Below are 23,353 nucleotides of genomic sequence, written 5' to 3'. Positions count from 1 at the left end.
CTCCAGCGCATGAAACTGATCCTCGACTTCTTTCCGATCCTGCTGTTCTTCGGCGCCTACAAGCTGGGCGACATCTACACCGCCACCGGCGTGCTCATGGCCGCCACCGTGGTGCAGATGGGCATCATCTACGCCATGGAGCGCAAGCTGCAGGCCATGCAGAAGGCCACGCTGGTGCTGATCCTCTTGTTCGGCACGCTCACGCTGGTGCTGCATGACGACCGCTTCATCAAGTGGAAGCCCACGGTGCTCTATGGCGCCATGGCCATCGCCCTGGCCGTCGCGCTCTGGGCGCTGAAAAAGAACTTCCTCAAGATGCTGCTGGGCTCGCAGCTGCAGCTGCCCGACCGCGTGTGGGGCCGCCTCAACGTGGCCTGGATCGGCTACTGCCTCTTCATGGCGATCATCAACGGCTACGTGGCGGCGTACTTCACCACCGAGGCCTGGGTCAACTTCAAGCTCTGGGGCTATGTGTTTCCGGTCGTCTTCCTGGTGGCACAGGGGCTCTACATCTCGCCGCACCTCAAGGGCGACGACAAGCCCGCCGCATGAACGCAGCAGTGAACCACCCCTTGCCGACGGCGCGCGACCTCGAAGCAGCGCTGCGCGAAGCGCTCCAGCCCACCGTGCTGGAAGTGATCGACGAGAGCAGCGCCCATGCAGGCCATGCCGGCGCCAACGCGGAGGGTCGCGGTACGCATTTCCGGGTTCGCGTGGCTTCCCCACTGTTCGAAGGGAAGCCCCGGGTGGCGCGACATCGCCTTGTGTATGATGCCCTCCAAGTTTTTATCGCGCAGGGTCTGCACGCCATTGCCATCGAGGTGCTCTGAGTCGTTCGATCAGTTGCATGCCGCCATCCGCCCACATGGCCGCGGCGGCCCGCCCTCCCTTCTTCTTCGATCCGTCGTCTCATCCGCTTTTTTCCACGCGCTTTTTCCCATACGCGCATTTCCCCCAGCCTGATATTCATTCCATGAAAAAACAAATCTTGCAGGCCGTTGCGGCCGCAGCGCTGCTCGGTGCGATTCCTGTGGCGGCCATGGCGCAGAACGCCGCCATCGTCAACGGCAAGCCCGTGCCCAAGGCGCGCATGGAGGTGCTGGCCCAGCAGTTGGCGGCCGCCGGCCGTCCGGTCACTCCGGAAATGCAGGGCCAACTGCGCGAGGAAGTCGTCGCGCGCGAAGTGTTCATGCAAGAAGCGCAGAAACAGGGACTCGATGCCACTGAAGACTTCAAGAACCAGCTCGAGCTCGCCCGCCAGGCCATCCTGATCCGCGCGCTGTTCGAGAACTACCGCAAGACCAGCCCGGTCTCGGACGCCGACGTGAAGGCCGAGTACGACAAGTTCGTGGCGGCCAACGGCGGCAAGGAATACAAGGCCCGCCACATCCTGGTCGAAACCGAAGACCAGGCCAAGAAGATCATGGCCGACCTGAAGAAGGGCGCCAAGTTCGAGGACATCGCCAAGAAGCAGAGCAAGGACCCGGGATCGGGCGCCAACGGCGGCGACCTCGATTGGGCCAACCCCGCGAGCTTCGTGCCCGAGTTCTCGGAAGCGATGATCAAGCTCAAGAAGGGCGAAACCACCCCTGCGCCAATCAAGACGCAGTTCGGTTATCACATCATTCGCGTCGACGACATCCGCCAGGCGCAGCTTCCCAAGCTGGAAGAAGTGAAGCCGCAGATCACGCAGCAGTTGCAGCAGCAGCGCCTGCAGAAGTACCAGGAAGAACTGCGCGCCAAGGCAAAGGTCGAGTAAGACCGGGAGCCTTGCAGCCCCATGAAAAAAGCGGCCCGCGGGCCGCTTTTTTGTTGCCCGCCGCGTGGCGGGCTTGCGTCGATCAGCCCACCCAGCGGCGCGCATTGCGCCAGATCTGCATCCAGGGGCTCAGTGCACTGCGGTCGCCCGAAGTCCAGCTCATCTGGATGTTGCGGAACACGCGCTCGGGGTGCGGCATGACGGCGGTGAAGCGGCCGTCCGGCGTGGTGACCGACGTCAGGCCGCCCGTGCTGCCGTTCGGATTGAACGGGTATTGCTCGGTGGGCTGGCCGTGGTTGTCCACAAAGCGCATCGCACCAATGGCCTTGGCTGCATCGCCGCGGTGCTTGAAGTTGGCATAGCCCTCGCCATGCGCCACCGCGATGGGCAGGCGGCTGCCGGCCATGCCCGCGAAGAAGATGCTGGGCGATTCGAGTACCTCGACCATCGACAGGCGTGCCTCGAAGCGCTCGCTCTGGTTGGTGGTGAAGCGCGGCCAGGCTTCGGCGCCCGGAATGATGTCGGCCAATTCGGCGAACATCTGGCAGCCGTTGCACACGCCCAGGCCGAAGGTGTCTTCACGGCCGAAGAAGGCCTTGAACTGTTCGGCGAGCTTCGGGTTGAAGGTGATGCTGCGCGCCCAGCCGATGCCGGCGCCCAGCGTATCGCCATAGCTGAAACCACCGCAGGCCACCACGCCCTTGAAGTTGGCGAGGTCCGCCCTGCCTGCCTGCAGGTCAGTCATGTGCACGTCGTAGGCTTCGAAGCCGGCTTCGGTGAAGGCGTAGGCCATCTCGACGTGCGAGTTGACGCCTTGTTCGCGCAGGATGGCGACCTTGGGGCGATGCTGAAGGATTGCGGGGGCGTTGATGCTGCTCTCACCCCTGCCCTCTCCCAGAGGGAGAGGGAGAAAGACGTGCATGCCGGGGTCGCTCGGCTCACCGGCTGCGGCGTGCTCGGCGTCGGCGCATGCGGGGTTGTCGCGCTCGCGGGCGATCTTCCAGCTGACCGAATCCCACACCTGGTGCAGGTCGTGCAGCGTGGCGCTGAACACCGACTTCGCATCGCGCCAGACTTCGAGCTTGCCTTTGCCCGCATCCATGGTCGAGCTGGCGGGCCGGGTCTTGCCGACGAAGTGGCTGTGGGCGCTGAGGCCGTGGGCGCGCAGCACCTGCATCACGTCGTTGCGCTCGGCGGTGCGCACCTGCAGCACCATGCCGAGTTCTTCGTTGAACAGCGCCTTGAGCGTGAGCTCTTCGCGCCGCGCGCTGACCTGTTGCGCCCAGTTCTTGGCGTCGCCGGTTTCCATGCGGCTGTCGGAGATGCCGTCGCCTTCGGTGACCAGCATGTCGACATTGAGTGCCACGCCGACATGGCCGGCAAAGGCCATTTCGCAGGCGGTGGCGAACAGGCCGCCGTCGCTGCGGTCGTGCATGGCGAGGATCTTGCCGTCGGCACGCAGCGCATTTACTGCGTTGACCAGCGCCACGAGCTGCGTGGGGTCGTCGAGATCGGGCACGGTGTCACCGCTCTGTCCGAGCGTCTGCGACAGGATGCTGCCGGCCATGCGGTGCTGGCCGCGGCCCAGATCGATGAGCACCAGAGTCGTGTCGGCCTCTTCGGCATCGAGCTGCGGCGTGAGCGTGCCGCGCACGTCGGCGAGCGTCGCGAATGCGGTGACGATCAGGCTGACGGGCGAAGTAACCTTCTTCGCCTCGCCGCCGTCTTTCCACTGCGTGCGCATCGACAGCGAATCCTTGCCGACCGGAATCGACACGCCCAGCGCCGGGCACAGTTCCAGGCCCACGGCCTTGACGGTTTCGTACAGCGCGGCGTCTTCACCGGGCTCGCCGCAAGCCGCCATCCAGTTGGCCGAGAGCTTGACGCGCGAGAGTTCGATCGGCGCGGCCAGCAGGTTGGTGATGGCCTCGGCCACGGCCATGCGGCCCGAAGCCGGCGCGTCGAGCGCGGCCAGCGGCGTGCGTTCGCCCATGCTCATCGCCTCGCCCGCAAAGCCCTTGTAGTCGGCCAGCGTGACGGCGCAATCGGCCACGGGCACCTGCCACGGGCCGACCATCTGGTCGCGATGGCTCAGGCCGCCCACAGTGCGGTCGCCGATGGTGATCAGGAAGCGCTTGGAGGCCACGGTCGGGTGCGAGAGCACGTCGATGGCAGCCTTCTGCAGATCAACGCCGGTGAGGTCCAGTGGCTTGAAGCTGCGCGCCACGGTCTTGACGTCGCGATGCATCTTGGGCGGCTTGCCCAGGAGCACGTCCATCGGCATGTCGACAGGCTGCACCGCGGCGCCTTCATCGGCTACCAGCAGCTGGCGCTCCTCGGTCGCCACGCCCACCACCGAGAACGGGCAGCGCTCGCGCTCGCAGAAGGCCTTGAACTGATCGAGCGATTCCGGTGCGATGGCCAGCACGTAGCGCTCCTGGCTCTCGTTGCACCAGATTTCCTTCGGCGCCATGCCCGACTCTTCGAGCGGCACGGCGCGCAGGTCGAAGCGCGCGCCGCGGCCGGCGTCGTTGGTCAGCTCGGGGAAGGCATTGCTCAGGCCGCCCGCGCCCACGTCGTGGATCGCGAGGATCGGGTTCGCGGCGCCCTGCTGCCAGCAATGGTTGATGACCTCTTGCGCGCGGCGTTCGATTTCCGGGTTGCCACGCTGCACCGAATCGAAGTCGAGCTCGGCCGCGTTGGCGCCGGTCGCCATCGAGCTGGCGGCGCTGCCGCCCATGCCGATGCGCATGCCGGGGCCGCCGAGCTGGATCAGCAGCGAGCCGGCCGGGAACTGGATCTTCTTGGTCTGCGTGGCGTCGATGCTGCCGAGGCCGCCCGCGATCATGATGGGCTTGTGATAGCCGCGCTGCACGGTGTCAAGGTCGCTGGCCACCGTCTGCTCGTATTCGCGGAAGTAGCCGAGCAGGTTGGGCCGGCCGAATTCATTGTTGAACGCGGCGCCGCCCAGGGGGCCTTCGGTCATGATCTGCAGCGGGCTCGCGATGTGTTCGGGCTTGCCGTAGTGGCCCTCTTCCGGCCAGAGCCTGGACACCGTGAAGCCGGTCAGGCCGGCCTTGGGCTTGGAGCCACGGCCGGTGGCGCCTTCGTCGCGGATCTCGCCGCCTGCGCCCGTCGAGGCGCCGGGGAATGGGGAGATGGCAGTCGGGTGGTTGTGCGTTTCCACCTTCATGAGCACATGGCTCAGAGCGCTATCTTTTTGATAGCTTTGCGAATCCGATCGAGCGACAAAGCGCTCGATGGTCGTGCCTTCCATCACCGACGCGTTGTCCGCATACGCAATGACTGTGTGCTGCGGGTTCTGCTTCTCGGTATGGCGGATCATCGAGAACAGGCTCTGCGGCTGCGCCTTGCCATCGATGGTGAACTGGGCATTGAAAATCTTGTGGCGGCAGTGCTCGCTGTTGGCCTGCGCGAACATCATCAGTTCGACGTCGCTCGGATTGCGGCCGAGCCGGGTGAAGGCTTCGACCAGGTAGTCGATCTCGTCCTCGGCCAACGCAAGACCGAAGCCGGTGTTGGCCGCTACCAGCGCGCTGCGGCCGCCGGCTTGCACGTCGACCAGCGCCATGGGCTGTGCTGGCAACTCGCTGAAGAGGCTCGCGGCCTGTTCCACCGTGGCGAGCACCGATTCGGTCATGCGGTCATGCAGCGGACCGGCCACGGCGGCCAGCAGATCGCCTTCGAGCACGGGCGCCTTGCCGATCAGCGGCGACTTGAGCTTGAGGTGGTATTGCGTGACGCGCTCGACACGGCGGAGCGCCAGCCCGCAGTTGTGGGCAATGTCGGTGGCCTTGGAAGCCCAGGGCGACACGGTGCCCAGGCGCGGGGTGACGACCACGGAGGTGCTGGCCTTGGCCAGCGCCTCGAAAGGTTCGCCATAGGTCAGCAGCGCGGCGAATCGGTCGTGATCGGCGGCGCCCAGGGCGGCATCGGTGACCACAAGGTGCACGAAACGGGCGGCAACGCCTTCGATGCGCGGCTCGATGGCTTGCAGCTTGGGCAGCAGCTGCCGCGCACGGAAATCGCTGAGCGCGCTGCCGCCCTCGAACAGGGTTACGACGGGAAGGGCTTGGGATGCGGGCTGCGTCACGGTCGAAGGGGGCCTTGGGGCCGCGTTGGGAATCAAAGAATCGAGGCGGATGGCCGCTGACTGGGGTCATCCGCGTTAACCCGGAATTTTAGCTTGCTGAATGGGATAATTCCGGGATGAGCATTACCTACAAAGACGCCGCAGGCATCGAAGCCATGCGGGTCGCTTGCCGCCTGGCTTCCGAGGTGCTGGACTACCTCACCCCCCTCATCAAGCCCGGCATCACAACGAACGACGTCGACCGCCTGGCCGCCGAATACATGGTCAAGCAGGGCACGACCTCGGCCACGGTGGGCTACATGGGCGCCAGCAGCGTGCCTTTCCCGAAGTCGCTCTGCACCTCGGTCAACCACGTGGTGTGCCACGGCATTCCGAACGACAAGCCCTTGAAGAAGGGCGACATCATGAACGTCGACGTGACCGTCATCAAGGACGGCTGGTTCGGCGACAACAGCCGCATGTACGTCATCGGCGACGCGTCCATTGCCGCCAAGCGCCTGTGCCACATCACCTTCGAAGCCATGTGGCACGGCATCATGCAGGTGCGCCCGGGCGCGCACCTGGGCGACGTGGGCTACGCGATCCAGAAGTTCGCCGAGGGCCAGGGCTTTTCGGTGGTGCGCGAGTTTTGCGGCCACGGCGTGGGCCAGCGCTTCCATGAAGAGCCGCAGGTGCTGCACTACGGCCGCCCGGGCACGCTCGAAGAACTCAAGCCTGGCATGATCTTTACCATCGAGCCGATGATCAATGCCGGCAAGCGCGAGGTGAAGGAAGACTTCAGGGGCGGCCAGTATGACGGCTGGACCATCGTCACCCGCGACCATTCGCTCTCGGCGCAATGGGAACACACGGTGCTTGTCACCGAAACAGGCTACGAGGTGCTCACGCTGTCCGAAGGCAGCCCACCCCTGCCCTCGTTCGTCACTTCCACGAAAACGTGAGCCGCGCGAGCGGCGCACGGCCCCGGACAAAGCCGTGATCGAACCAGCCAAGACCGACGTTGCCACGCTGCGCGAAGCCTATCGCGCGAAGAAGCTGGCGCTGTTCGACACCCTGCGCTTTGCGCGCGCGCCCACGCGCAGCGTGCACGCCGTGCTGCGCCAGCTGTCGGCCCTGGCCGACCAGACGCTGTGCACGCTCTGGCGCGAAGCCGACTTCGGCGACTCGCTCACGCTGGCGGCCGTGGGCGGCTTCGGCCGCGGCGAGCTGTTTCCGTATTCCGACGTCGACGTGCTGCTGCTGCTGCCGCCCGAGGGCCACGCCAGCGAGATCGATCCGGCCCGCATCGAGACCTTCATCGGCCACTGCTGGGATGCCGGGCTCGAAATCGGCTCCAGCGTGCGCACAGTCGAAGAGTGCCTGGCCGAGGCCGAGAAAGACGTCACGGTCCAGACCTCGCTGCTCGAATCGCGGCTGGTCGCGGGCAACAAGAAGCTGTTCGTCGCGTTCCGCAGGCGCTTTGCACGGGCCATCGATCCGCAGGCGTTCTTCGTCGCCAAGTCGCAGGAAATGCGGCACCGCCACCAGAAGTACGACAGCACGCCCTACGCGCTGGAGCCCAACTGCAAGGAATCGCCCGGCGGCCTGCGCGACCTGCAGACCATTCTCTGGATGACCAAGGCCGCAGGCTTCGGCAACCGCTGGGATGACCTGGCCAAGAACGGCCTGGCAACCTCCTTCGAGGCGCAGCAGATCAAGCGCAACGAGGCCCTGCTCTCGCTGATCCGCGCGCGCCTGCACGTGATTGCCAAGCGGCGCGAAGACCGCCTGGTGTTCGACCTGCAGACAGCGGTGGCCGCGAGCTTCGGCTATGAAGGCGAATCGCAGCGCAAGTCGAGCGAGGCGCTGATGCGGCGCTACTACTGGGCGGCCAAGGCGGTTTCGCAGCTCAACCAGATCCTGCTGCTCAACATCGCGGAGCGGCTGCAGCCCGTGGACGAGCAGCACACGCCGATCAACGAGCGCTTCTTCGAACGCGCCGGCCTGATCGAGATTGCGAGCGACGATCTCTACGAGCGCGAGCCGCACGCCATTCTCGAGACCTTTCTTCTGTATCAGAAGACCATCGGCGTGCAGGGGCTCTCGGCTCGCACGCTGCGCGCGCTCTACAACGCGCGCCATGTGATGGACAGCAAGTTCCGCAACGATCCGGTCAACCACGAGACCTTCATGCGCATCCTGCTGCAGCCCTACGGCATCACGCATGCGTTCAGGCTCATGAACCAGACCTCGGTGCTGGGGCGCTACCTGCGGGTGTTCCGCAGCATCGTGGGTCAGATGCAGCACGACCTGTTCCACGTCTATACGGTGGACCAGCACATCTTGATGGTGCTGCGCAACGTGCGGCGCTTCTTCATTGCCGAGCACGCGCACGAATATCCGTTCTGCTCGCAGCTCGCGGCCGGCTGGGACAAACCGTGGATCCTCTACGTGGCCGCGCTCTTCCACGACATTGCCAAGGGCCGCGGCGGCGACCATTCCACGCTCGGCGCGCGCGATGTGCAGCGCTTCTGCAAGCAGCACGGCATTGCGCGCGAAGATGCGAGACTGATCGAATTCCTCGTTGCCGAACACCTGGTGATGAGCCAGGTGGCGCAGAAGCAGGACCTGAGCGACCCCGAGGTGATCGGCGCCTTCGCCAAGCGCGTGGGCAACGAGCGCTACCTCACGGCGCTCTACCTGCTGACGGTGGCCGACATCCGCGGCACGTCGCCGCGCGTATGGAATGCCTGGAAGGGCAAGCTGCTCGAAGACCTGTACCGCTACACCCTGCGCGCGCTCGGCGGGCGCATGCCCGACCCCGACGCCGAGGTGGAATTGCGCAAGCGCGAAGCGCTGGTGCAGCTGGCGCTGCACGCCCAGCGCTTCGAGGCCCACAAGGCGCTGTGGGACACGCTCGACGTGGGCTATTTCATGCGCCACGACGCCACCGAGATCGCCTGGCATGCCAAGCAGCTATCACGCTTCGTGCCGCCGCCCAACGTGCCCGTCGATCCCAAGGCGGCGCCGGTCGTGCGGGCCCATCTTTCGCCGGTGGGCGAAGGCCTGCAGGTGGTGGTCTATACGCCCGACCAACCCGACCTGTTCGCGCGCATCTGTGGCTATTTCGACCAGTCGTCGTTCAACATTCTTGACGCGAAAGTACACACCACGAGCAACGGCTACGCGCTCGACACCTTCCAGGTGGTAACTACTTTCCAGCCCGATCACTACCGCGACCTCATCAGCATGGTCGAGTCGGGCCTCGCACAGACGCTGACCGAAGCCGGCCCCCTTCCCGCACCCAGCGTGGGACGCGTGTCGCGCCGCGTGCGCAGTTTCCCGATCAAGCCGCGCATCAGCCTCTTGCCCGACGACAAGGCGCAGCGCTGGCTGCTCAACATTTCGGCCAGCGACCGCGCGGGGCTTTTGTATTCGGTGGCGCGCGTGCTCGCACGGCATCACCTGAACCTGCAGCTCGCCAAGATCACGACCCTGGGCGAGCGCGTGGAAGACACCTTCCTGATCAGCGGACCGGAACTGCAGGGCCAGAAGACGCAGCTGGCGATCGAGACCGAGCTGATGGAAGCGCTGGCTTCTTAGGGCGCTTTCCGCTTGTTTCATCCGCAGGCGCATCCTGCGGCATGATGTTGCCGACTTGATTCCACTCGAACGGCAACACTCGACATGAGCCAAAAAACCAATCCCCTCGCAGGCCAGCCCGCACCGCTGGACCTGCTGGTCAACGTTCCGCGCCTTGTCTCGGCCTATTACGCGGGCCGGCCCGATCCCTCGGTCGCCGCGCAGCGCGTGGCCTTTGGAACCTCGGGGCATCGCGGCTCCTCTTTCGACAACGCATTCAACGAATGGCATGTGCTGGCGATGAGCCAGGCGATTGCCGACCATCGGCGCCAGAAGGGGATCGACGGCCCGCTGTTCCTCGGCATCGATACGCATGCGCTCTCCACGCCGGCATTCAACAGCGCGGTGGAAGTGCTCGCGGCCAACGGCATCGAACTGATGCTCTCGAAGGACGACGAGTACACGCCCACGCCGGCTGTCTCTCATGCCATCCTGGTCTACAACCGCGGACGCACGACGGGGCTGGCCGACGGCATCGTGATCACGCCCTCGCACAATCCGCCCGAAAGCGGCGGCTTCAAATACAACCCGCCCAACGGCGGTCCGGCGGGCACCGACATCACCTCCGCGGTCGAGGCAGCCGCCAACAAGATGCTGGCGAGCGGACTCGAAGGAGTGAAGCGCCTGCCGCTCGCACAGGCCTTGCGCGCTTCGACCACGCACCGGCACGACTACCTGAACACCTACATCGAAGACCTCGCGCAGGTGCTCGACATGGACGCGATTCGCGGTGTGGAGATCGATCTGGGCGTCGATCCGCTGGGCGGCGCCGGCGTGCACTACTGGCCCGCCATTGCCGAGCGCTACAAGCTCAAGCGCCTCGAAGTACTGAGCCAGGAGGTCGACCCAACCTTCCGCTTCATGTCGCTCGACTGGGACGGCCGCATCCGCATGGACCCGTCCTCTCCCGACGCAATGCACAAGCTGATTGCGCTGAAAGACCGCTTCGGCATCGCCTTTGCCTGCGACACCGACCACGACCGCCATGGCGTGGTCGCGCGCAGCGCGGGCCTGATGCAGCCGAACAGCTATCTCGCGGTGATGATCGACTACCTCTTCACGCACCGTCCGCAGTGGCCGGCGCAAGCGGCCGTGGGCAAAACGGTGGTGAGCAGCCAGATGATCGACCGCGTCACCGCCCGGCTCGGCCGCAAGCTCCACGAGGTGCCTGTCGGCTTCAAGTGGTTCGTCGATGGGCTGGTGGACGGCTCGCTGGGCTTTGGCGGAGAGGAAAGCGCGGGTGCGACCTTCCTGCGTTTCGACGGATCGGCATGGACCACGGACAAGGACGGCATCGTGCCCGCACTGCTCTCGGCCGAGATTGCCGCGCGCACCGGGCGCGACCCGGGCGAGCGTTACGCCGACCTGACGCAGGCGCTGGGCCAGCCTGTGTCCGACCGCGTCGATGCGGCGGCCACCGTCGAGCAAAAAAAGAAGCTGTCGAATCTGTCGCCGCAGCAAGTCAGCTCGACCGAGTTGGCAGGCGACAAGATCGAGGCCGTGCTGAGCCATGCGCCCGGCAACGGCGCGGCCATCGGCGGTGTGAAGGTCGTCACAGCCAACGGTTGGTTCGCCGCGCGCCCCTCGGGCACCGAGAACATCTACAAGATCTACGGCGAGAGCTTCAAGGGCGCGGAGCACCTGGGGCGCATCCTCGAAGAGGCGCAGCAGTTGGTGGACAAGGCGCTGTCGGCGGGCTGAAGCCGGACTGCACAAACCGCCGACATGCAAGCACATGCGCTGCGCCTGAACCCCGGCGACGACCTGCGCGCCGCGCTCGATGCGGCGCTGAAGCACCACGACACCGAAGCCGCCTTCGTGGTTTCCGGCATCGGCAGCCTCCGTGGCGCGTGCATACGGTACGCCGGAGCGGAAACCGCTTCGGTGCTCCAAGGTGATCTTGAAATACTCACGCTGTCCGGCACGCTCTCGCCGGACGGATCCCATCTGCACATCAGCGTGTCGGACGGTGCGGGCCAGGTCCGGGGTGGCCATGTCACGCCGGGCTGCACGGTGCGCACCACGGCCGAGATACTGATCGCCTGGTTGCCCGAGTGGCGCTTCGCCCGTGAGCAGGATCCAGCAACCGGCTATGCCGAACTGATGCCGCGATCCAGAAAGACCTGAGCCCAAGCGAGCTGGCGACAACCCGCGGGGTTCAGTGCGGCGCCTTGTTGGGTCGCAGCAGGCAGCACGCTTAGGTCGGCGCGCTCGCCAGCCTTCGCTCCAGCCACACGCTGTAGCGCGAGAGTCCGAAGCACAGCACCCAGTACACCGCCGCAATGAAGAGGTAGCCCTCCAGATAGAACGGCCGCCAGACCGGGTCGCCGCCGAGCGCGAGGCCCAGCGCGCCGGTGAGCTCGAACAGGCCGACCACCGTGACCAGCGAAGTGTCCTTCAACGTGCCGACCACGTTGTTGGTCAGCGCGGGCACCACCAGCCGCAACGCCTGCGGCAGAACTATGTCTCGCTGCACGGGCCAACGTCCGAAGCCCAGTGCCATCGCCACCTCGGTCTGCCCGCGCGGCACGGCTTGCAGGCCGCCGCGGATGATCTCGGCCAGGTAGGCCGCCACGAACAGCGCCAGGCCTGCGAGCACGCGCACCAGCACGTCGGGCTGCCAGCCAGCGGGCCACAGCAGCGGCAGCAGGAACGAGGCCATGAACAGCACCGAAATCAGCGGCACGCCGCGCACCAGCTCGATGTAGCTGGCGCTCAGCGTGCGGACCACCGGCCATCCCGAGCGGCGCCCGAGCGCCAGCAGCAGTGCCAGCGGAAAAGCCAGCGCCAGTCCCACCACCGCAAGGCCGATGGTGAGCGGCAGTCCGCCCCAGCGGCTCGTCGGCACGGCGTGGAGGCCGAGCACGCCGCCGCGCATCAGCAGCACGAAGAGCAGCAGCGCCACCGCCCAGAGCGGCAGCAGCCACCAGCGCCAGCTGCGCGGCCAGGCGCTCAGCATCGTGACGGCCGACAGCACGACCACCGCAATGGCCGGGCGCCATTGCTCTTCATAGGGGAAGCGGCCGAACAGCATCGGCCGCCATTTCTCGGCCACCACGCCCCAGCAAGCGCCGTGCTGCACCGCGCGGCAGGCTTCGGCATCGGGCCGGAACACCGCGTGCACCACGCCCCATTCGAAAATGTGGAACCCGACCCACGCGAGCAGCGCGATCAACGCCACGGTGGCCAATGCGCGCAGCGGCGAACCCCAGAGCTCGCTGCGCCAGGCGATGGGCCCTTGCGCGACGTTTCTCATCGCCAGCCTCTGAGGGCGACGCGTGCGTTGTAGCGGTTCATGACGAAGGAAATCAGCAGCGACAGCAGCAGGTAGACAGCCATGATGATCGCGATGCACTCGAAGGCCCGGCCGTTCGAGCCGATGGTGGTGTTGGCCACCGACACCAGTTCCGGATAGCCCACGGCCACCGCGAGCGACGAATTCTTGACGAGGCTCAGCAGCTGGTTGGTGAGCGACGGCACGATCACCCGCAGCGCCTGCGGCAGGATCACGATTCGAAGCTGCTGCACCGACGTCAGGCCCAGCGCCTGCCCGGCCAGCACCTGTCCCTGCGACACCGACAGGATGCCGGCGCGCACGATCTCCGCCACGAAAGCCGCGGAGTAGAAGGACAGCCCTGCGACGATGGTCACGTACTCCGGACTCAGCGCCGCGCCGCCGCTCACGCCGAAGTCGCCCCTCTCGGGCCATTCGAAGTGCGTGGGCCACCAGCCGCCCTCGCCCGACACGGGCCAGGGCACGCTGAGCCCGCCCTTGCTGAGCCACACACCGGGGAGCAGGCGCACGGGCTCGGTCGGGTCGGGCAACAGGTTGGCCATGGCAAAAGCCAGCATCAGCAACTGCACCAGCAACGGCACGTTGCGCAGCAGTTCGACGTATGCGGTGCAGATGCCGCGCAGCAGCACATGCGGCGCGAGCCGGCCAATGCCGATCAAGGTGCCGAGCACGACCGAAAAAATGGCGGCTGGCACCGAGGCGCGCACCGTGTTGATCAGGCCCGCCACGAAGGCGCGCCAGAACGGCTGGCTGGCATCGAAGTCGAGCCAGCCTTCGCTGATCGAGAAGCCCGCGGGCTCGGTCAGAAAGTCGAAGCCCGAACGAACGCCGCGCGCACGCAGCACGTCGAGCGCATGGTGCACCACCCAGAAGGCACCGGCCACCACGGCCAGTACCAGCAGCGCCTGGACGATCCAGGCCAGCCAGGCGCCGCGGCGCGCGGCCCCGCCGCTCATCGAACCGGGGGTGCGTAGATCAGGCCGCCCTTGTTCCAGAGGTTGTTGGAGCCGCGCGGCAGCTTGAGCACCGACTTCGGCCCGACGTTGCGCTCGAACATTTCGCCGTAGTTGCCGACGGCCTTGATGGCACGGAACGACCAGTCCTTGTCGAGGCCCAGCAGCTTGCCCAGGTCTTCACCGGTGCCGACCAGGCGCTGCTGTCCCGGGTCCTTGCTGTTGGCCTTGAGCTCGTCGGCATTGGCCTGCGTGACGCCGAACTCTTCGGCCTCGATGAGCGCGTTGGGCACCCACTTGGCAATGGCAAACCATTCGTCGTCGCCGCGGCGCACCAGCGGCGCGAGTGGCTCTTTCGAAATCAGCTCGGGAAGGATGACGTAATCGTCGGGGTTCGGTGCTTCCTTGTTGCGCAGGCCCGCCAGCGCCGAGGCGTCGGTGGTGAAAGCCTGGCAACGGCCCGAGAAGAAGGCCTTGAACGAAGCCTCGAAGCTTTCGAACACGACGGTCTTGACCGGGATGTTCTGGGCCCGGAAGTAGTCGGACACATTCTTCTCGTTGGTGGTGCCCGACTGCGTGCAGATGGTGGCGTTCTTGAGCTGCTTGGCGCTCGTCACCTTGAGCTTCTTCGGCACCAGGAAGCCCTGGCCGTCGTAGTAGGTGATGGTGGTGAAGTTGAAGCCCAGCGACGCGTCGCGCGTGAGCGTCCAGGTCGTGTTGCGCGCGAGGATGTCGATCTCGCCGGCTTGCAGTGCCGAGAAGCGCTGCTGCGAATTGAGCGGCACGAAGTCGACCTTCTTGGGGTCGCCCAGCACGGCCGCTGCAATCGCACGGCAGGTATCGACGTCCAGCCCGGACCAGTTGCCCTGCGTATCGGGCGCGGAAAAACCGGCCACGCCATTGGTCACGCCGCACTTGACGGTGCCGCGCTGCTTGACGGCATCGAGGGTCTTGCCGGCAAAGGCGGGAGCGGCCGCGGCAAGCGCCACGACGGATGCGACCGCGGCAAGCGCGGGACGAAATCGGCTCTTCATTGGTGTGTTCTCCTCAACTGTAGGCAAAAGGCAGTGTACGGGGCTGCGCGCCACTCCGCCAAAGAACGGACGGTTGGATGCATATGCCGCTAGGCGCTTGCGGCGGGCTTTTCTCGTCCGCTGCATTCACTAACATACGGCCCTTCAATCACTCTCTCAACAAGGAATCCGCTCATGACCAAATCCGACGATACCGGCAAGCTCGTTCTGCGCGTTGCACTCGGCATCCTCATCCTGCTGCATGGCATTGCGAAGGTCGGCAAGGGCGTCGACGGCATTGGCGGCATGCTGGCGTCCCATGGACTGCCCGCGGCCTTGGCCTACTTGATCTACGTCGGAGAGATCATCGCGCCGGTGTTGCTCATCGTGGGCCTGTTCACGCGGCCGGCGGCGCTGATCGTCGCGATCAACATGGTGGTGGCGATCTGGCTGGTGCACCAGAAGGACATTGGCGCGCTCAATAGCCAAGGTGGCTGGGCGCTGGAACTGCAGGGCATGTTCCTGTTTGCCGCACTGGCCATCAGCCTGTTCGGCGGCGGCCGGTTCGGCTTGGGCGGCAAGTACAACTGACCTCATGGGCCGGCGGCGAGCCGGCTTCTTCTTTCAGTCGTCCTCGGCCGCGTCGAGGCCTGGAAACAGGACCTCGGTGTAGCCGAAGTGCGAGAAATCGCGAACCCGCATCGGGTAGAGCTTGCCCAGCAGGTGATCGACTTCATGCTGGACAACGCGCGCATGAAAACCGCTGGCGATGCGGTCGATCGGATCGCCATAAGGATCGAAGCCCGTATAGCGAATGTTCGCAAAGCGCGGCACCACGCCGCGCAGGCCAGGCACCGACAGGCATCCTTCCCAGCCCTCTTCTTCCTCTTCGCCGATCGGGGTGATGACGGGATTCAGAAGCACGGTGCGGGGCACCGGCGGGGCATCAGGGTAGCGGGGATTGACGACATCGGTGCCGAAGATCACGAGCTGCTGGTCGACGCCGATCTGCGGCGCGGCCAGTCCAGCGCCGTTGACCACAAGCATGGTCTCGAACATGTCGCGCACCAGCAGGTGCAGTTCGTCGGTGTCGAAGGCAGCCACCGGCTGCGCAATGCGCAGCAGCCGGGGATCGCCCATTTTTAGGATTTCGCGGATGGCCATGGCGGGATTATCGCGACCGCCAGGGCCGTTCATCGGCCGCCCTTCGAGAATCAGGGTGGGGTTTGACCCTTTGAGTCCGGCGACGAATACAGCTTCTCTGCCCCGCGCGGCGGCTGCGACCGGTATTGCGGCAATGGCGAAACGCCGGGCGGCGCCACGGCGGCACCACCGGAGTGGCGCCCGCCACCCCAGCCCGGACGCGCCGGCACCGGGGCCACAGGCCGCACGGCCGGGTAGCCAGGCCGCACGGCCGGATAGCCCGGCCTGCCGTAGTAGGGCCGCCCGCCGTAGTAGTAAGGACGGCGGCTCTCGTAGTAGCCACCGCCTTCGATGTAGACGGGCGCCGGCTGAACGACCACCGGATTGTCGTAATACGGCTGCGAGTAGCCCCCGCTGTAGTACGGGTCGGCAGGAACGCCCACGCAGCCGCCGAGCAGCGCAAAACCGCCGATGGCGACGCAGGTACCAAGAACACGAATCTTTTGCATAAGGGACTCCTTGTCAGCCTTCTGTTTTATCAACGCCAGCTTGTAGCCCCTGTTGACTGCGCCGGTGTGAAGTCGCGTAACGAGCGGTAAGAACGCCGCGCCGGCGGCCTCTTTTCAACCCGGGACGCCATTGGCGAGTATGTCTAGCATCCCCGCCTCGTCGATCACATTGACGCCAATCTCACGAGCCTTGTCGAGCTTGCTGCCTGCCTCCTCCCCGGCCACCAGGTAGCTTGTCTTCTTGCTGACCGAGCCTGCCACCTTGGCACCGGCGGCTTCCAATTTATCCTTCGCCTCGTCCCTGCTGAGCGTAGGAAGGGTGCCGGTGATCACGAAGGTCAAGCCCGCCAAAGGCTTGGGCGCCCGCGCGGCGGGCTCGCCCTCTTCCCACGTCAAGCCGCAAGCGCGCAGCTGCTCGACCACTTCGCGGTTGTGCGGCTGGTCGAAGAAGGTGCGCAGGCTTTGCGCGACCACCGGGCCGACGTCGTTGACTTCGAGCAACTGCTCCTCGCTCGCGTCCATGATCGCGTCGAGCTTGCCGAAGTGCTTGGCCAGGTCCTTCGCGGTGCTCTCGCCCACATGCCGGATGCCGAGGCCGAACAGGAAGCGCGGCAGCGTGGTCTTCTTGGAGGCCTCGAGCGCATCGACGATGTTCCGGGCCGACTTCTCGGCCATGCGGTCCAGGCCCGCCAATGTCGTGAAGCCGAGCTTGTAGAGGTCGGGCAAGGTGCGGATCAGGTTGGCATCGACCAGTTGCTCGACCAGCTTGTCGCCGAGCCCGTCGATGTCGACCGCGCGCCGCGCCGCGAAGTGCAGGATGGCTTCCTTGCGCTGGGCGCCGCAGAACAGGCCACCGGTGCAGCGGTAGTCGACCTCGCCTTCTTCCCGCAACGCCTCCGAGCCGCACACCGGGCACTGGTGCGGCATGGTGAACAGCGGACCACGCTCAGCGTCGGACCTCGCCAGGCTCTCGGGCACCACGCCGACCACTTCGGGAATCACGTCGCCGGCGCGGCGCACGATGACTTTGTCGCCCACGCGCACGTCCTTGCGGCGTGCTTCGTCCTCGTTGTGCAGCGTCGCGTTGGTCACGGTCACCCCGCCGACGAACACCGGCGCGAGCTTGGCCACGGGCGTGAGCTTGCCGGTGCGGCCTACCTGCACTTCAATGCCGAGCACGTCGGTGATCTGCTCCTGCGCCGGGTACTTGTGCGCCACGGCCCAGCGCGGTTCGCGCGAGACGAAGCCCAGCCGGCGCTGCAGCTCGATGCTGTCGACCTTGTAGACCACGCCATCGATGTCATAGGGCAAGGCATCGCGCTGGCGCCCGATGTTTTCGTGGAACGCGATCAGTTCAATCGCGCCCCTGGCACGCGCAGTCTGCTTCGCCACCGGGAAGCCCCACGCATCAAACTGCTGCAGCCAATCGAACTGCGTCGAAAACTCCGGCCCACCTTCGCTGGCAGGCGTGACTTCGCCAAGGCCATAGGCAAAAAAGCTCAGCGGACGCGCCGCGGCAATGGCCGGATCGAGCTGGCGCACCGCGCCGGCCGCCGCGTTGCGCGGGTTGACGAAGACCTTCTCGTTCTTCTGCCCGGCCGCGATCTTTTCGCGCTGGCGTTCGTTGAGTGCCTCGAAGTCGGCGCGCTTCATGTAGATCTCGCCGCGTACTTCGACCACGGGTGGCGCCTTGCCTTTCAGCCGCAGCGGAATCTCGCGCACGGTGCGGATGTTCTGCGTGACCTCTTCGCCAACCTCGCCATCTCCTCGTGTTGCGGCTTGCACCAGCACGCCGTTCTCGTAGCGCAGGTTCATGGCCAGGCCATCGAACTTGAGCTCGCAGACGTACTCGACCTGCGGGCCGTCTTCGGCCAGCCCGAGTTCCTTGCGCACGCGGGCGTCGAAGGCGCTGGCGCCACCGGGCGTGATGTCGGTCTCGGTGCGAATCGACAGCATGGGCACCCTGTGGCGCACCTTGGTGAAGCCGTCGAGCACCTTGCCGCCCACGCGCTGCGTCGGCGAATCGGGAGTGCGCAGCTCGGGGTACTCGGCTTCCAGGGCCTGCAGCCGCTGGAACAATCTGTCGTACTCGGCGTCGGGCAGTTCGGGCGCGTCGAGCACGTAATAGAGGTGGGCGTGCTTGTGAAGCTGTTCGCTCAGTGCGGCGGCTTCGCGTGCCGCTTCGTCGCGCGTGGTCATGGGTGTCTCCCGAAGAAATCGGATCAGCTGAAGAGGCGTCGCGCCAGCGGAGAACCGGCGGCCAGGTCGCGCGACTCGAGCGTGTCGTAGAGCTGCTCGAGATCGGCGCCGATCGCGTCCATGGTCTCCTCGCGCAGAAGCTGCCCGTCGCTGTCGGTCACCACGCCGTCCATCTCGCGCGCCAGCGTGGCGGCGGCCTCGCGCATGCGGCGGAACGGCTCCTCAGTGCGATCGACCTGCGGCACGTCCAGGCTCAGGCTGAGCTCGCGGATGGCCGATTGCGCGGGATCGTCGGCCAGCGCGGCCTGGGTGTCGAATGACAGTCCGAGTATCGGCGGCAGCCCCGCTTCGCTGGTGGGCAACACCATGCGGCCGGGAATGATGCCCGCCACGAAACCCAACCGGGCCGCGTTCTGCTGCACGTAGCCCGGGCTCCAGGCGGCATGCAGTGCGCGCAGCACGAAGCCCAGCTGGGCATCGTGCGCGCTGGCGAACTGGTCAAGCTCGCGGGCGCGGGCCACTTCGTCGAGCATCTCGGGAAACTCGAGTGCGCCGTTCACGGCATCCGCAAAGGCCTGTGCCTTGACGACAAATTCGGAGTATTCGATCTCGTTGAGCGCACCCGTGCGATTGGCCAGTTGCACGCCCACCTGGAACGCGCTGTAACGCTGGCCCGGCACGGGCGGCTCCCACTGGCCGGTGTGCTCGTTCAGGCCTTCGATGGCCACGGGCTTGCTGCCCGCGCGGCGCGTGGAGGGCATGGCTGCAATCGCCGCGTCACCCGAGGCAAGCCCGTCCAGCGAGACCGGTGCGATCACGTCGATGAGCGGATCGAGCCCGCCACGCCGGTCCGCAGTCGGAACCGGCGTGGCGCCGGGCGCGGGCAGATCGGGATCGAATAGCGGTTCGTGGCGCTCATGGCCCGGCACTTGGTGCGGATCGACGTGCAGCATCGGCTCCACGCCGCCCGTTGATGAAGAAGTCCGCTCGGTGTCGGGCGACAGGTCGAGGTCCATCGCATCGGGTTGCCGCGGCGCATTGCGGCGCGAGGTCACTGTGTTGAAGGCAACGACGGCCGCGAGAACGAGACCGCCGAGGATGGCCAGGGCGAGAGTGAGATTGCTCATGCGTGCTGCTCGGCTTAAGCAGCTTCGACCATCGATGCGGCCGCTTCCATGTCCACCGCGACGATGCGCGAGACGCCCTGCTCCTGCATGGTGACGCCGATCAGCTGCTCGGCCATTTCCATGGCAATCTTGTTGTGGCTGATGAAGAGGAACTGGGTTTCGCGGCTCATGGCGGTCACGAGTTTGGCATAGCGTTCGGTGTTCGCGTCGTCCAGCGGCGCGTCCACTTCGTCGAGCAGGCAGAAAGGCGCCGGGTTGAGCTGGAAGATCGCGAACACGAGCGCGATGGCCGTGAGCGCTTTTTCCCCGCCCGACAGCAGGTGGATGGTCTGGTTCTTCTTGCCGGGCGGCTGTGCCAGCACCTGCACGCCGGCATCCAGGATTTCGTCGCCTGTCATCACCAGCCGCGCATTGCCGCCGCCGAACAACTCGGGGAACATGCGGCTGAAGTGCTCGTTGACGATCTTGAAGGTCCCGCCGAGAAGCTCGCGCGTTTCGCCGTCGATCTTGCGGATGGCATCTTCGAGCGTGCCGATGGCTTCGTTCAGGTCGGCGGACTGTGCATCGAGAAAAGTCTTGCGCTCGCTGGCCACGGCAAGCTCGTCGAGCGCCGCCAGGTTCACCGCACCCAGTGCCACCACTTCGCGGTTCAGGCGGTCGATCTCGCCTTGCAGGCCCACGAGGCGGACCTTGTCGGTTTCGATCGACAGCGCAACGGCTTCGAGGTCGGCGCCGGCATCGTCGAGCAACTGCTGGTACTGCTCGACACCGAGGCGCGCGGCCTGCTCCTTGAGCTGGAATTCGGTGATGCGCTGGCGCAGCGGATCGAGTTCGCGCTCGAGCTGCAGCCGGCGTTCGTCGCTGGCACGCAGCTTCATCGTGAGGTCGTCGTACTGGCTGCGCGCGGCACCCAGGGCGGCTTCGCGCTCGAGCTTGAGGGCCAGTGCGTCCTGCAGGCCGGCCTGGGCCGCCGCATCGGACAGGCGGCCGAGTTCGGCCCTGGCTCGCTCGTCTTCATCAGTAAGCGCAACCACCTGCTGCGATGCGGTCTCGATTGCGCGGTTCAGCTCGCCGCGGCGCGCTTCGAGCGTGCGCTGCGAGAAGGTGGCTTCCTGTGCCTGCCGTTCGAGGCTGCGGTGCTGCTCGCGGCTGGCAGTCAATGCACGGCCGGCTTCGATCACGCGCTCGTCGAGTTCCGCGTGCCTCTCCTGGCTGTCGGCAAGCTGCATGTCGAGCTCTTCGAAGCGGCCTTCGGCGGCCATGCGCTTTTCTTGCAGCTCTTCCAATTGCGCGTCGACTTCGGCAAGGTCTGTAGCCAGTTGCTCGCTGCGTGCGCGGGTCTGTTCGGCCAGCTGCGTCATGCGCAGCGTTTCCACCTGCAGCTCGTGCGCGCGGGACTGCGTTTCTGCCGCTTCACGGCGCGCGGCCACAAGGCGCTGTGCGGCTTCGGCATAGGCGGCTTCGGCGCGGATCAAAGCGGTGCGCGCTTCTTCGCTGATGAGCGTTTGCGCGCGCAGCTGGCGCTCCAGGTTTTCCATTTCCTGCTGGCGCGCCAGCAGGCCGGCCTGTTCGGAATCGGGGGCATACAAGTTCACGCTGTGCGAGAACACGGCGTGGCCGCTCTGCACGTAGATGACTTCGCCCGGCTTCAGCGTGGCGCGCTGCGCAAGCGCCTCTTCGAAGCTCTGCGCCGTGTAGCAGCCATGGAGCCAGTCGGTCATCAGGGCCTGCAGGCCCGCGTCGTTCAGGCGCAGCAGGCTCGACAGGCGCGGCAGCGCGCCGCTGTCTTGCGTCGCGCCGGCCGCCGGCGGGCTGTAGAACGCCAGCTTGGCAGGCGGCGCGTCGTTGCCGAAGGCGCGCACCATGTCGAGCCGGCTGACTTCGAGCGCGCCCAGGCGCTCGCGCAGCGCCGCTTCGAGGGCGTTTTCCCAGCCTTGTTCGATATGGATGCGGCTCCACAGGCCCTGCATGCCTTCGAGCCCGTGCTTGGCCAGCCATGGGGCCAGCTTGCCGTCGGTCTTGACCTTTTCCTGCAGCGCACGCAGCGCCTCGAGCCGCGCCGAAAGTTCGGCATGGCGCGCACCTTCGGTGTTGACGGCCTGCTGCTTCGAGCGACGGTCATCGTCGAGCTGCGGCACCGATTCCTGCAGTTCGTGCAGGCGGGCGTCGGCTTCGCTCGCGGCTTCCTGTGCGGCCGCATGCTCCTCCTGCATCGACTGCAGGCGGGCTTCATCAGGCGCGGCCAGCGCGTTCTGGTCGGCGCGCAGGCGTTCGCTGCGCTGCGTGAGCTGCCGGCTCTGGTCTTCGATGTTGCGCTGGTCGGCGGCCAGCACCTGGATCTGCTGCTGGACCTGGCCGACGGCGGCGCGCTGCGTGTTGGCTTCGTTCTGGGCCCGCTGCACGGCTTCCTCGAGCTCGGGCATGCGCGCGTCGTGCTCTTCGAGCTGCGCGGCCAGCAGTACGGCCTGCTCTTCGGCATCGACGCCCTGGCCGGCCAGCGTTTCGATTTCTGCCTCTGCCTCTTCGCGGCGACGGCCCCATTGGCCCATCTGCTCGCGCAACTGAACGAGCCGCTGCTCCACGCGCTGGCGGCCCTCGACCACGAAGCGGATCTCGCCTTCGAGGCGGCCGACTTCGGCGCTGGCCTCGTAGAGCTTGCCCTGGGCCTGGTTGACCTGGTCGCCGGCGGCGTAGTGGGCCTGGCGCACGGTTTCGAGTTCGGCCTCGATGCGGCGCAGGTCGGCGGTGCGCGATTCGAGGTCGTTGATCGCCTTTTCGGAATCGGCCTTGATCTTGGCCTGGTCGACGTCGCTTTCACTGCGCTTCAGGAACCACAGCTGGTGCTGCTTTTTCGTGGCATCGCCCTGCAGCATGTTGTAGCGCGCGGCCACCTCGGCCTGCTTCTCGAGCTTTTCGAGGTTCGCGTTCAGTTCACGAAGAATGTCTTCGACGCGCGTGAGGTTCTCGCGCGTGTCGCCCAGGCGGCTCTCGGTTTCGCGCCGGCGCTCCTTGTACTTGGAGACGCCCGCCGCCTCTTCGAGGAACAGGCGCAGTTCCTCGGGCTTGGATTCGATGATCCGGCTGATCGTGCCCTGGCCGATGATGGCGTAGGCGCGTGGGCCGAGGCCCGTGCCGAGGAACACGTCCTGCACGTCGCGGCGGCGCACCGGCTGGTTGTTGATGTAATAGCTGCTGGTGCCGTCGCGCGTGAGCACGCGCCGCACGGCAATTTCGCCGAACTGGTTCCACTGGCCGCCCGCGCGGTGGTCGGCGTTGTCGAACACCAGTTCCACGCTCGAACGGCTGGCCTGCTTGCGCGTGGTCGTGCCGTTGAAGATCACGTCCTGCATCGACTCGCCACGCAGCTCCGACGCGCGCGACTCGCCCAGCACCCAGCGCACCGCATCCATGATGTTCGACTTGCCGCAACCGTTGGGTCCGACAACGCCGACCAATTGGCCTGGCAGCAGGAAGTTGGTGGGTTCGGCGAACGACTTGAAGCCCGAAAGCTTGATGGAATTAAGACGCACGACTTGTCGGCCTGCCTTGGCGTAGCGCCAAGGTATTGATTTGTAAGGAAAATTGCACGGGCCCGCCGCTCAAAGCAGGCCGCCGCCCCA

17 protein-coding genes are annotated in these 23,353 nt (G+C 66.1%); 8 read left to right on the top strand and 9 right to left on the bottom strand.

What is annotated here, in order from left to right; all coding sequences use genetic code 11:
* Positions 1–9: 9 nt before the first annotated feature.
* The 3 genes from ASC78_RS22440 to ASC78_RS22430 all read left to right on the top strand — a co-directional run bounded on the left by ASC78_RS22440 (position 10) and on the right by ASC78_RS22430 (position 1,759).
* Positions 10–552, top strand: a complete 543-nt coding sequence (locus ASC78_RS22440; protein WP_055806488.1) for a septation protein A — start codon at positions 10–12, stop codon at positions 550–552.
* A complete protein-coding gene (locus ASC78_RS22435) occupies positions 549–830 on the top strand; it encodes a BolA family protein (RefSeq protein WP_055806485.1) in 282 nt (93 codons plus the stop codon). The genes ASC78_RS22440 and ASC78_RS22435 overlap by 4 nt, the downstream gene beginning before the upstream one ends.
* 143 nt (positions 831–973) lie before the next feature.
* Positions 974–1,759 (top strand): peptidylprolyl isomerase, encoded by a 786-nt coding sequence (locus ASC78_RS22430; protein ID WP_055806483.1) that lies wholly within the window; start codon positions 974–976, stop codon positions 1,757–1,759.
* 82 nt (positions 1,760–1,841) lie between these two features.
* Here the strand turns inward: ASC78_RS22430 and purL are convergent, their stop codons facing one another.
* Positions 1,842–5,873, bottom strand: coding sequence for a phosphoribosylformylglycinamidine synthase (gene purL, locus ASC78_RS22425; protein WP_055806480.1), 4,032 nt, complete (start codon positions 5,871–5,873; stop codon positions 1,842–1,844).
* A 116-nt stretch (positions 5,874–5,989) separates the two neighbouring features.
* Here purL and map point away from each other — a divergent pair, with 116 nt between their 5' ends.
* From map to ASC78_RS22405, 4 genes are all read left to right on the top strand, one after another.
* A complete protein-coding gene (gene map, locus ASC78_RS22420) occupies positions 5,990–6,814 on the top strand; it encodes a type I methionyl aminopeptidase (RefSeq protein ID WP_055806477.1) in 825 nt (274 codons plus the stop codon).
* Positions 6,815–6,848: 34 nt separating this feature from the next.
* A complete protein-coding gene (locus ASC78_RS22415) occupies positions 6,849–9,455 on the top strand; it encodes a [protein-PII] uridylyltransferase (protein ID WP_055806474.1) in 2,607 nt (868 codons plus the stop codon).
* An 84-nt stretch (positions 9,456–9,539) separates the two neighbouring features.
* A complete protein-coding gene (gene pgm / locus ASC78_RS22410) occupies positions 9,540–11,195 on the top strand; it encodes a phosphoglucomutase (alpha-D-glucose-1,6-bisphosphate-dependent) (RefSeq protein WP_055806471.1) in 1,656 nt (551 codons plus the stop codon).
* A gap of 24 nt (positions 11,196–11,219) precedes the next feature.
* Entirely contained in the window at positions 11,220–11,621 is a 402-nt protein-coding gene (locus tag ASC78_RS22405) for a PPC domain-containing DNA-binding protein (protein ID WP_055806468.1), read from the top strand.
* 70 nt (positions 11,622–11,691) lie between these two features.
* On the opposite strand, the gene ASC78_RS22400 is transcribed toward ASC78_RS22405, so the two are convergent.
* From ASC78_RS22400 to ASC78_RS22390, 3 genes are read right to left on the bottom strand one after another with little or no spacing between them, the layout of a single operon-like run.
* On the bottom strand, positions 11,692–12,750 hold the full coding sequence (locus ASC78_RS22400; RefSeq protein WP_055806465.1) for an amino acid ABC transporter permease: 1,059 nt from the start codon (positions 12,748–12,750) through the stop codon (positions 11,692–11,694).
* Positions 12,747–13,745, bottom strand: coding sequence for an amino acid ABC transporter permease (locus ASC78_RS22395; RefSeq protein WP_055806462.1), 999 nt, complete (start codon positions 13,743–13,745; stop codon positions 12,747–12,749). Before ASC78_RS22395 ends, ASC78_RS22400 begins: the two co-directional genes overlap by 4 nt.
* Positions 13,742–14,776: an amino acid ABC transporter substrate-binding protein gene (locus ASC78_RS22390; RefSeq protein ID WP_055806459.1), complete on the bottom strand. Its 1,035-nt coding sequence runs from the start codon at positions 14,774–14,776 to the stop codon at positions 13,742–13,744. Before ASC78_RS22390 ends, ASC78_RS22395 begins: the two co-directional genes overlap by 4 nt.
* Before the next feature lie 174 nt (positions 14,777–14,950).
* On the opposite strand from ASC78_RS22390, the gene ASC78_RS22385 reads away from it, so the two are divergent.
* Positions 14,951–15,346 carry a DoxX family protein gene (locus ASC78_RS22385; RefSeq protein ID WP_055806456.1) on the top strand — a complete coding sequence of 132 codons (396 nt, stop codon included), beginning with the start codon at positions 14,951–14,953 and terminating at the stop codon, positions 15,344–15,346.
* A 33-nt stretch (positions 15,347–15,379) separates the two neighbouring features.
* On the opposite strand, the gene def is transcribed toward ASC78_RS22385, so the two are convergent.
* From def to smc, 5 genes are all read right to left on the bottom strand, one after another.
* A complete protein-coding gene (gene def, locus ASC78_RS22380; RefSeq protein ID WP_055806454.1) occupies positions 15,380–15,919 on the bottom strand; it encodes a peptide deformylase in 540 nt (179 codons plus the stop codon).
* 50 nt (positions 15,920–15,969) lie between these two features.
* On the bottom strand, positions 15,970–16,407 hold the full coding sequence (locus tag ASC78_RS22375; RefSeq protein ID WP_055806449.1) for a hypothetical protein: 438 nt from the start codon (positions 16,405–16,407) through the stop codon (positions 15,970–15,972).
* Between the two features lie 114 nt (positions 16,408–16,521).
* The gene (gene ligA, locus ASC78_RS22370; protein WP_055806447.1) at positions 16,522–18,606 is read right to left on the bottom strand and encodes an NAD-dependent DNA ligase LigA; all 2,085 of its coding nucleotides are present in this window, start codon (positions 18,604–18,606) and stop codon (positions 16,522–16,524) included.
* Positions 18,607–18,629: 23 nt separating this feature from the next.
* Positions 18,630–19,733, bottom strand: coding sequence for a cell division protein ZipA C-terminal FtsZ-binding domain-containing protein (locus ASC78_RS22365; RefSeq protein WP_055806444.1), 1,104 nt, complete (start codon positions 19,731–19,733; stop codon positions 18,630–18,632).
* Positions 19,734–19,747: 14 nt separating this feature from the next.
* Positions 19,748–23,263 carry a chromosome segregation protein SMC gene (gene smc, locus ASC78_RS22360; RefSeq protein ID WP_055806441.1) on the bottom strand — a complete coding sequence of 1,172 codons (3,516 nt, stop codon included), beginning with the start codon at positions 23,261–23,263 and terminating at the stop codon, positions 19,748–19,750.
* Positions 23,264–23,353: the final 90 nt, after the last annotated feature.

The sequence above is a fragment of the Variovorax sp. Root318D1 genome (assembly GCF_001424835.1).
Taxonomy (GTDB): domain Bacteria; phylum Pseudomonadota; class Gammaproteobacteria; order Burkholderiales; family Burkholderiaceae_C; genus Variovorax.
The sequence above is the reverse complement of the archived record's forward strand: the minus strand, read 5'-3'. Positions and strand labels throughout refer to the sequence as shown.

Excerpts from the sequence above, each read along its gene's own strand:
- ASC78_RS22400 (WP_055806465.1), bottom strand. The coding sequence starts at position 12,750 with ATGAGAAACGTCGCGCAAGGGCCCATCGCCTGGCGCAGCGAGCTCTGG.
- ASC78_RS22440 (WP_055806488.1), top strand. The coding sequence starts at position 10 with ATGAAACTGATCCTCGACTTCTTTCCGATCCTGCTGTTCTTCGGCGCC.
- pgm (WP_055806471.1), top strand. The coding sequence starts at position 9,540 with ATGAGCCAAAAAACCAATCCCCTCGCAGGCCAGCCCGCACCGCTGGAC.
- map (WP_055806477.1), top strand. The coding sequence starts at position 5,990 with ATGAGCATTACCTACAAAGACGCCGCAGGCATCGAAGCCATGCGGGTC.
- def (WP_055806454.1), bottom strand. The coding sequence starts at position 15,919 with ATGGCCATCCGCGAAATCCTAAAAATGGGCGATCCCCGGCTGCTGCGC.
- ASC78_RS22390 (WP_055806459.1), bottom strand. The coding sequence starts at position 14,776 with ATGAAGAGCCGATTTCGTCCCGCGCTTGCCGCGGTCGCATCCGTCGTG.
- ASC78_RS22375 (WP_055806449.1), bottom strand. The coding sequence starts at position 16,407 with ATGCAAAAGATTCGTGTTCTTGGTACCTGCGTCGCCATCGGCGGTTTT.
- ASC78_RS22395 (WP_055806462.1), bottom strand. The coding sequence starts at position 13,745 with ATGAGCGGCGGGGCCGCGCGCCGCGGCGCCTGGCTGGCCTGGATCGTC.
- ASC78_RS22365 (WP_055806444.1), bottom strand. The coding sequence starts at position 19,733 with ATGAGCAATCTCACTCTCGCCCTGGCCATCCTCGGCGGTCTCGTTCTC.
- ASC78_RS22405 (WP_055806468.1), top strand. The coding sequence starts at position 11,220 with ATGCAAGCACATGCGCTGCGCCTGAACCCCGGCGACGACCTGCGCGCC.
- ligA (WP_055806447.1), bottom strand. The coding sequence starts at position 18,606 with ATGACCACGCGCGACGAAGCGGCACGCGAAGCCGCCGCACTGAGCGAA.
- ASC78_RS22385 (WP_055806456.1), top strand. The coding sequence starts at position 14,951 with ATGACCAAATCCGACGATACCGGCAAGCTCGTTCTGCGCGTTGCACTC.
- ASC78_RS22430 (WP_055806483.1), top strand. The coding sequence starts at position 974 with ATGAAAAAACAAATCTTGCAGGCCGTTGCGGCCGCAGCGCTGCTCGGT.
- ASC78_RS22435 (WP_055806485.1), top strand. The coding sequence starts at position 549 with ATGAACGCAGCAGTGAACCACCCCTTGCCGACGGCGCGCGACCTCGAA.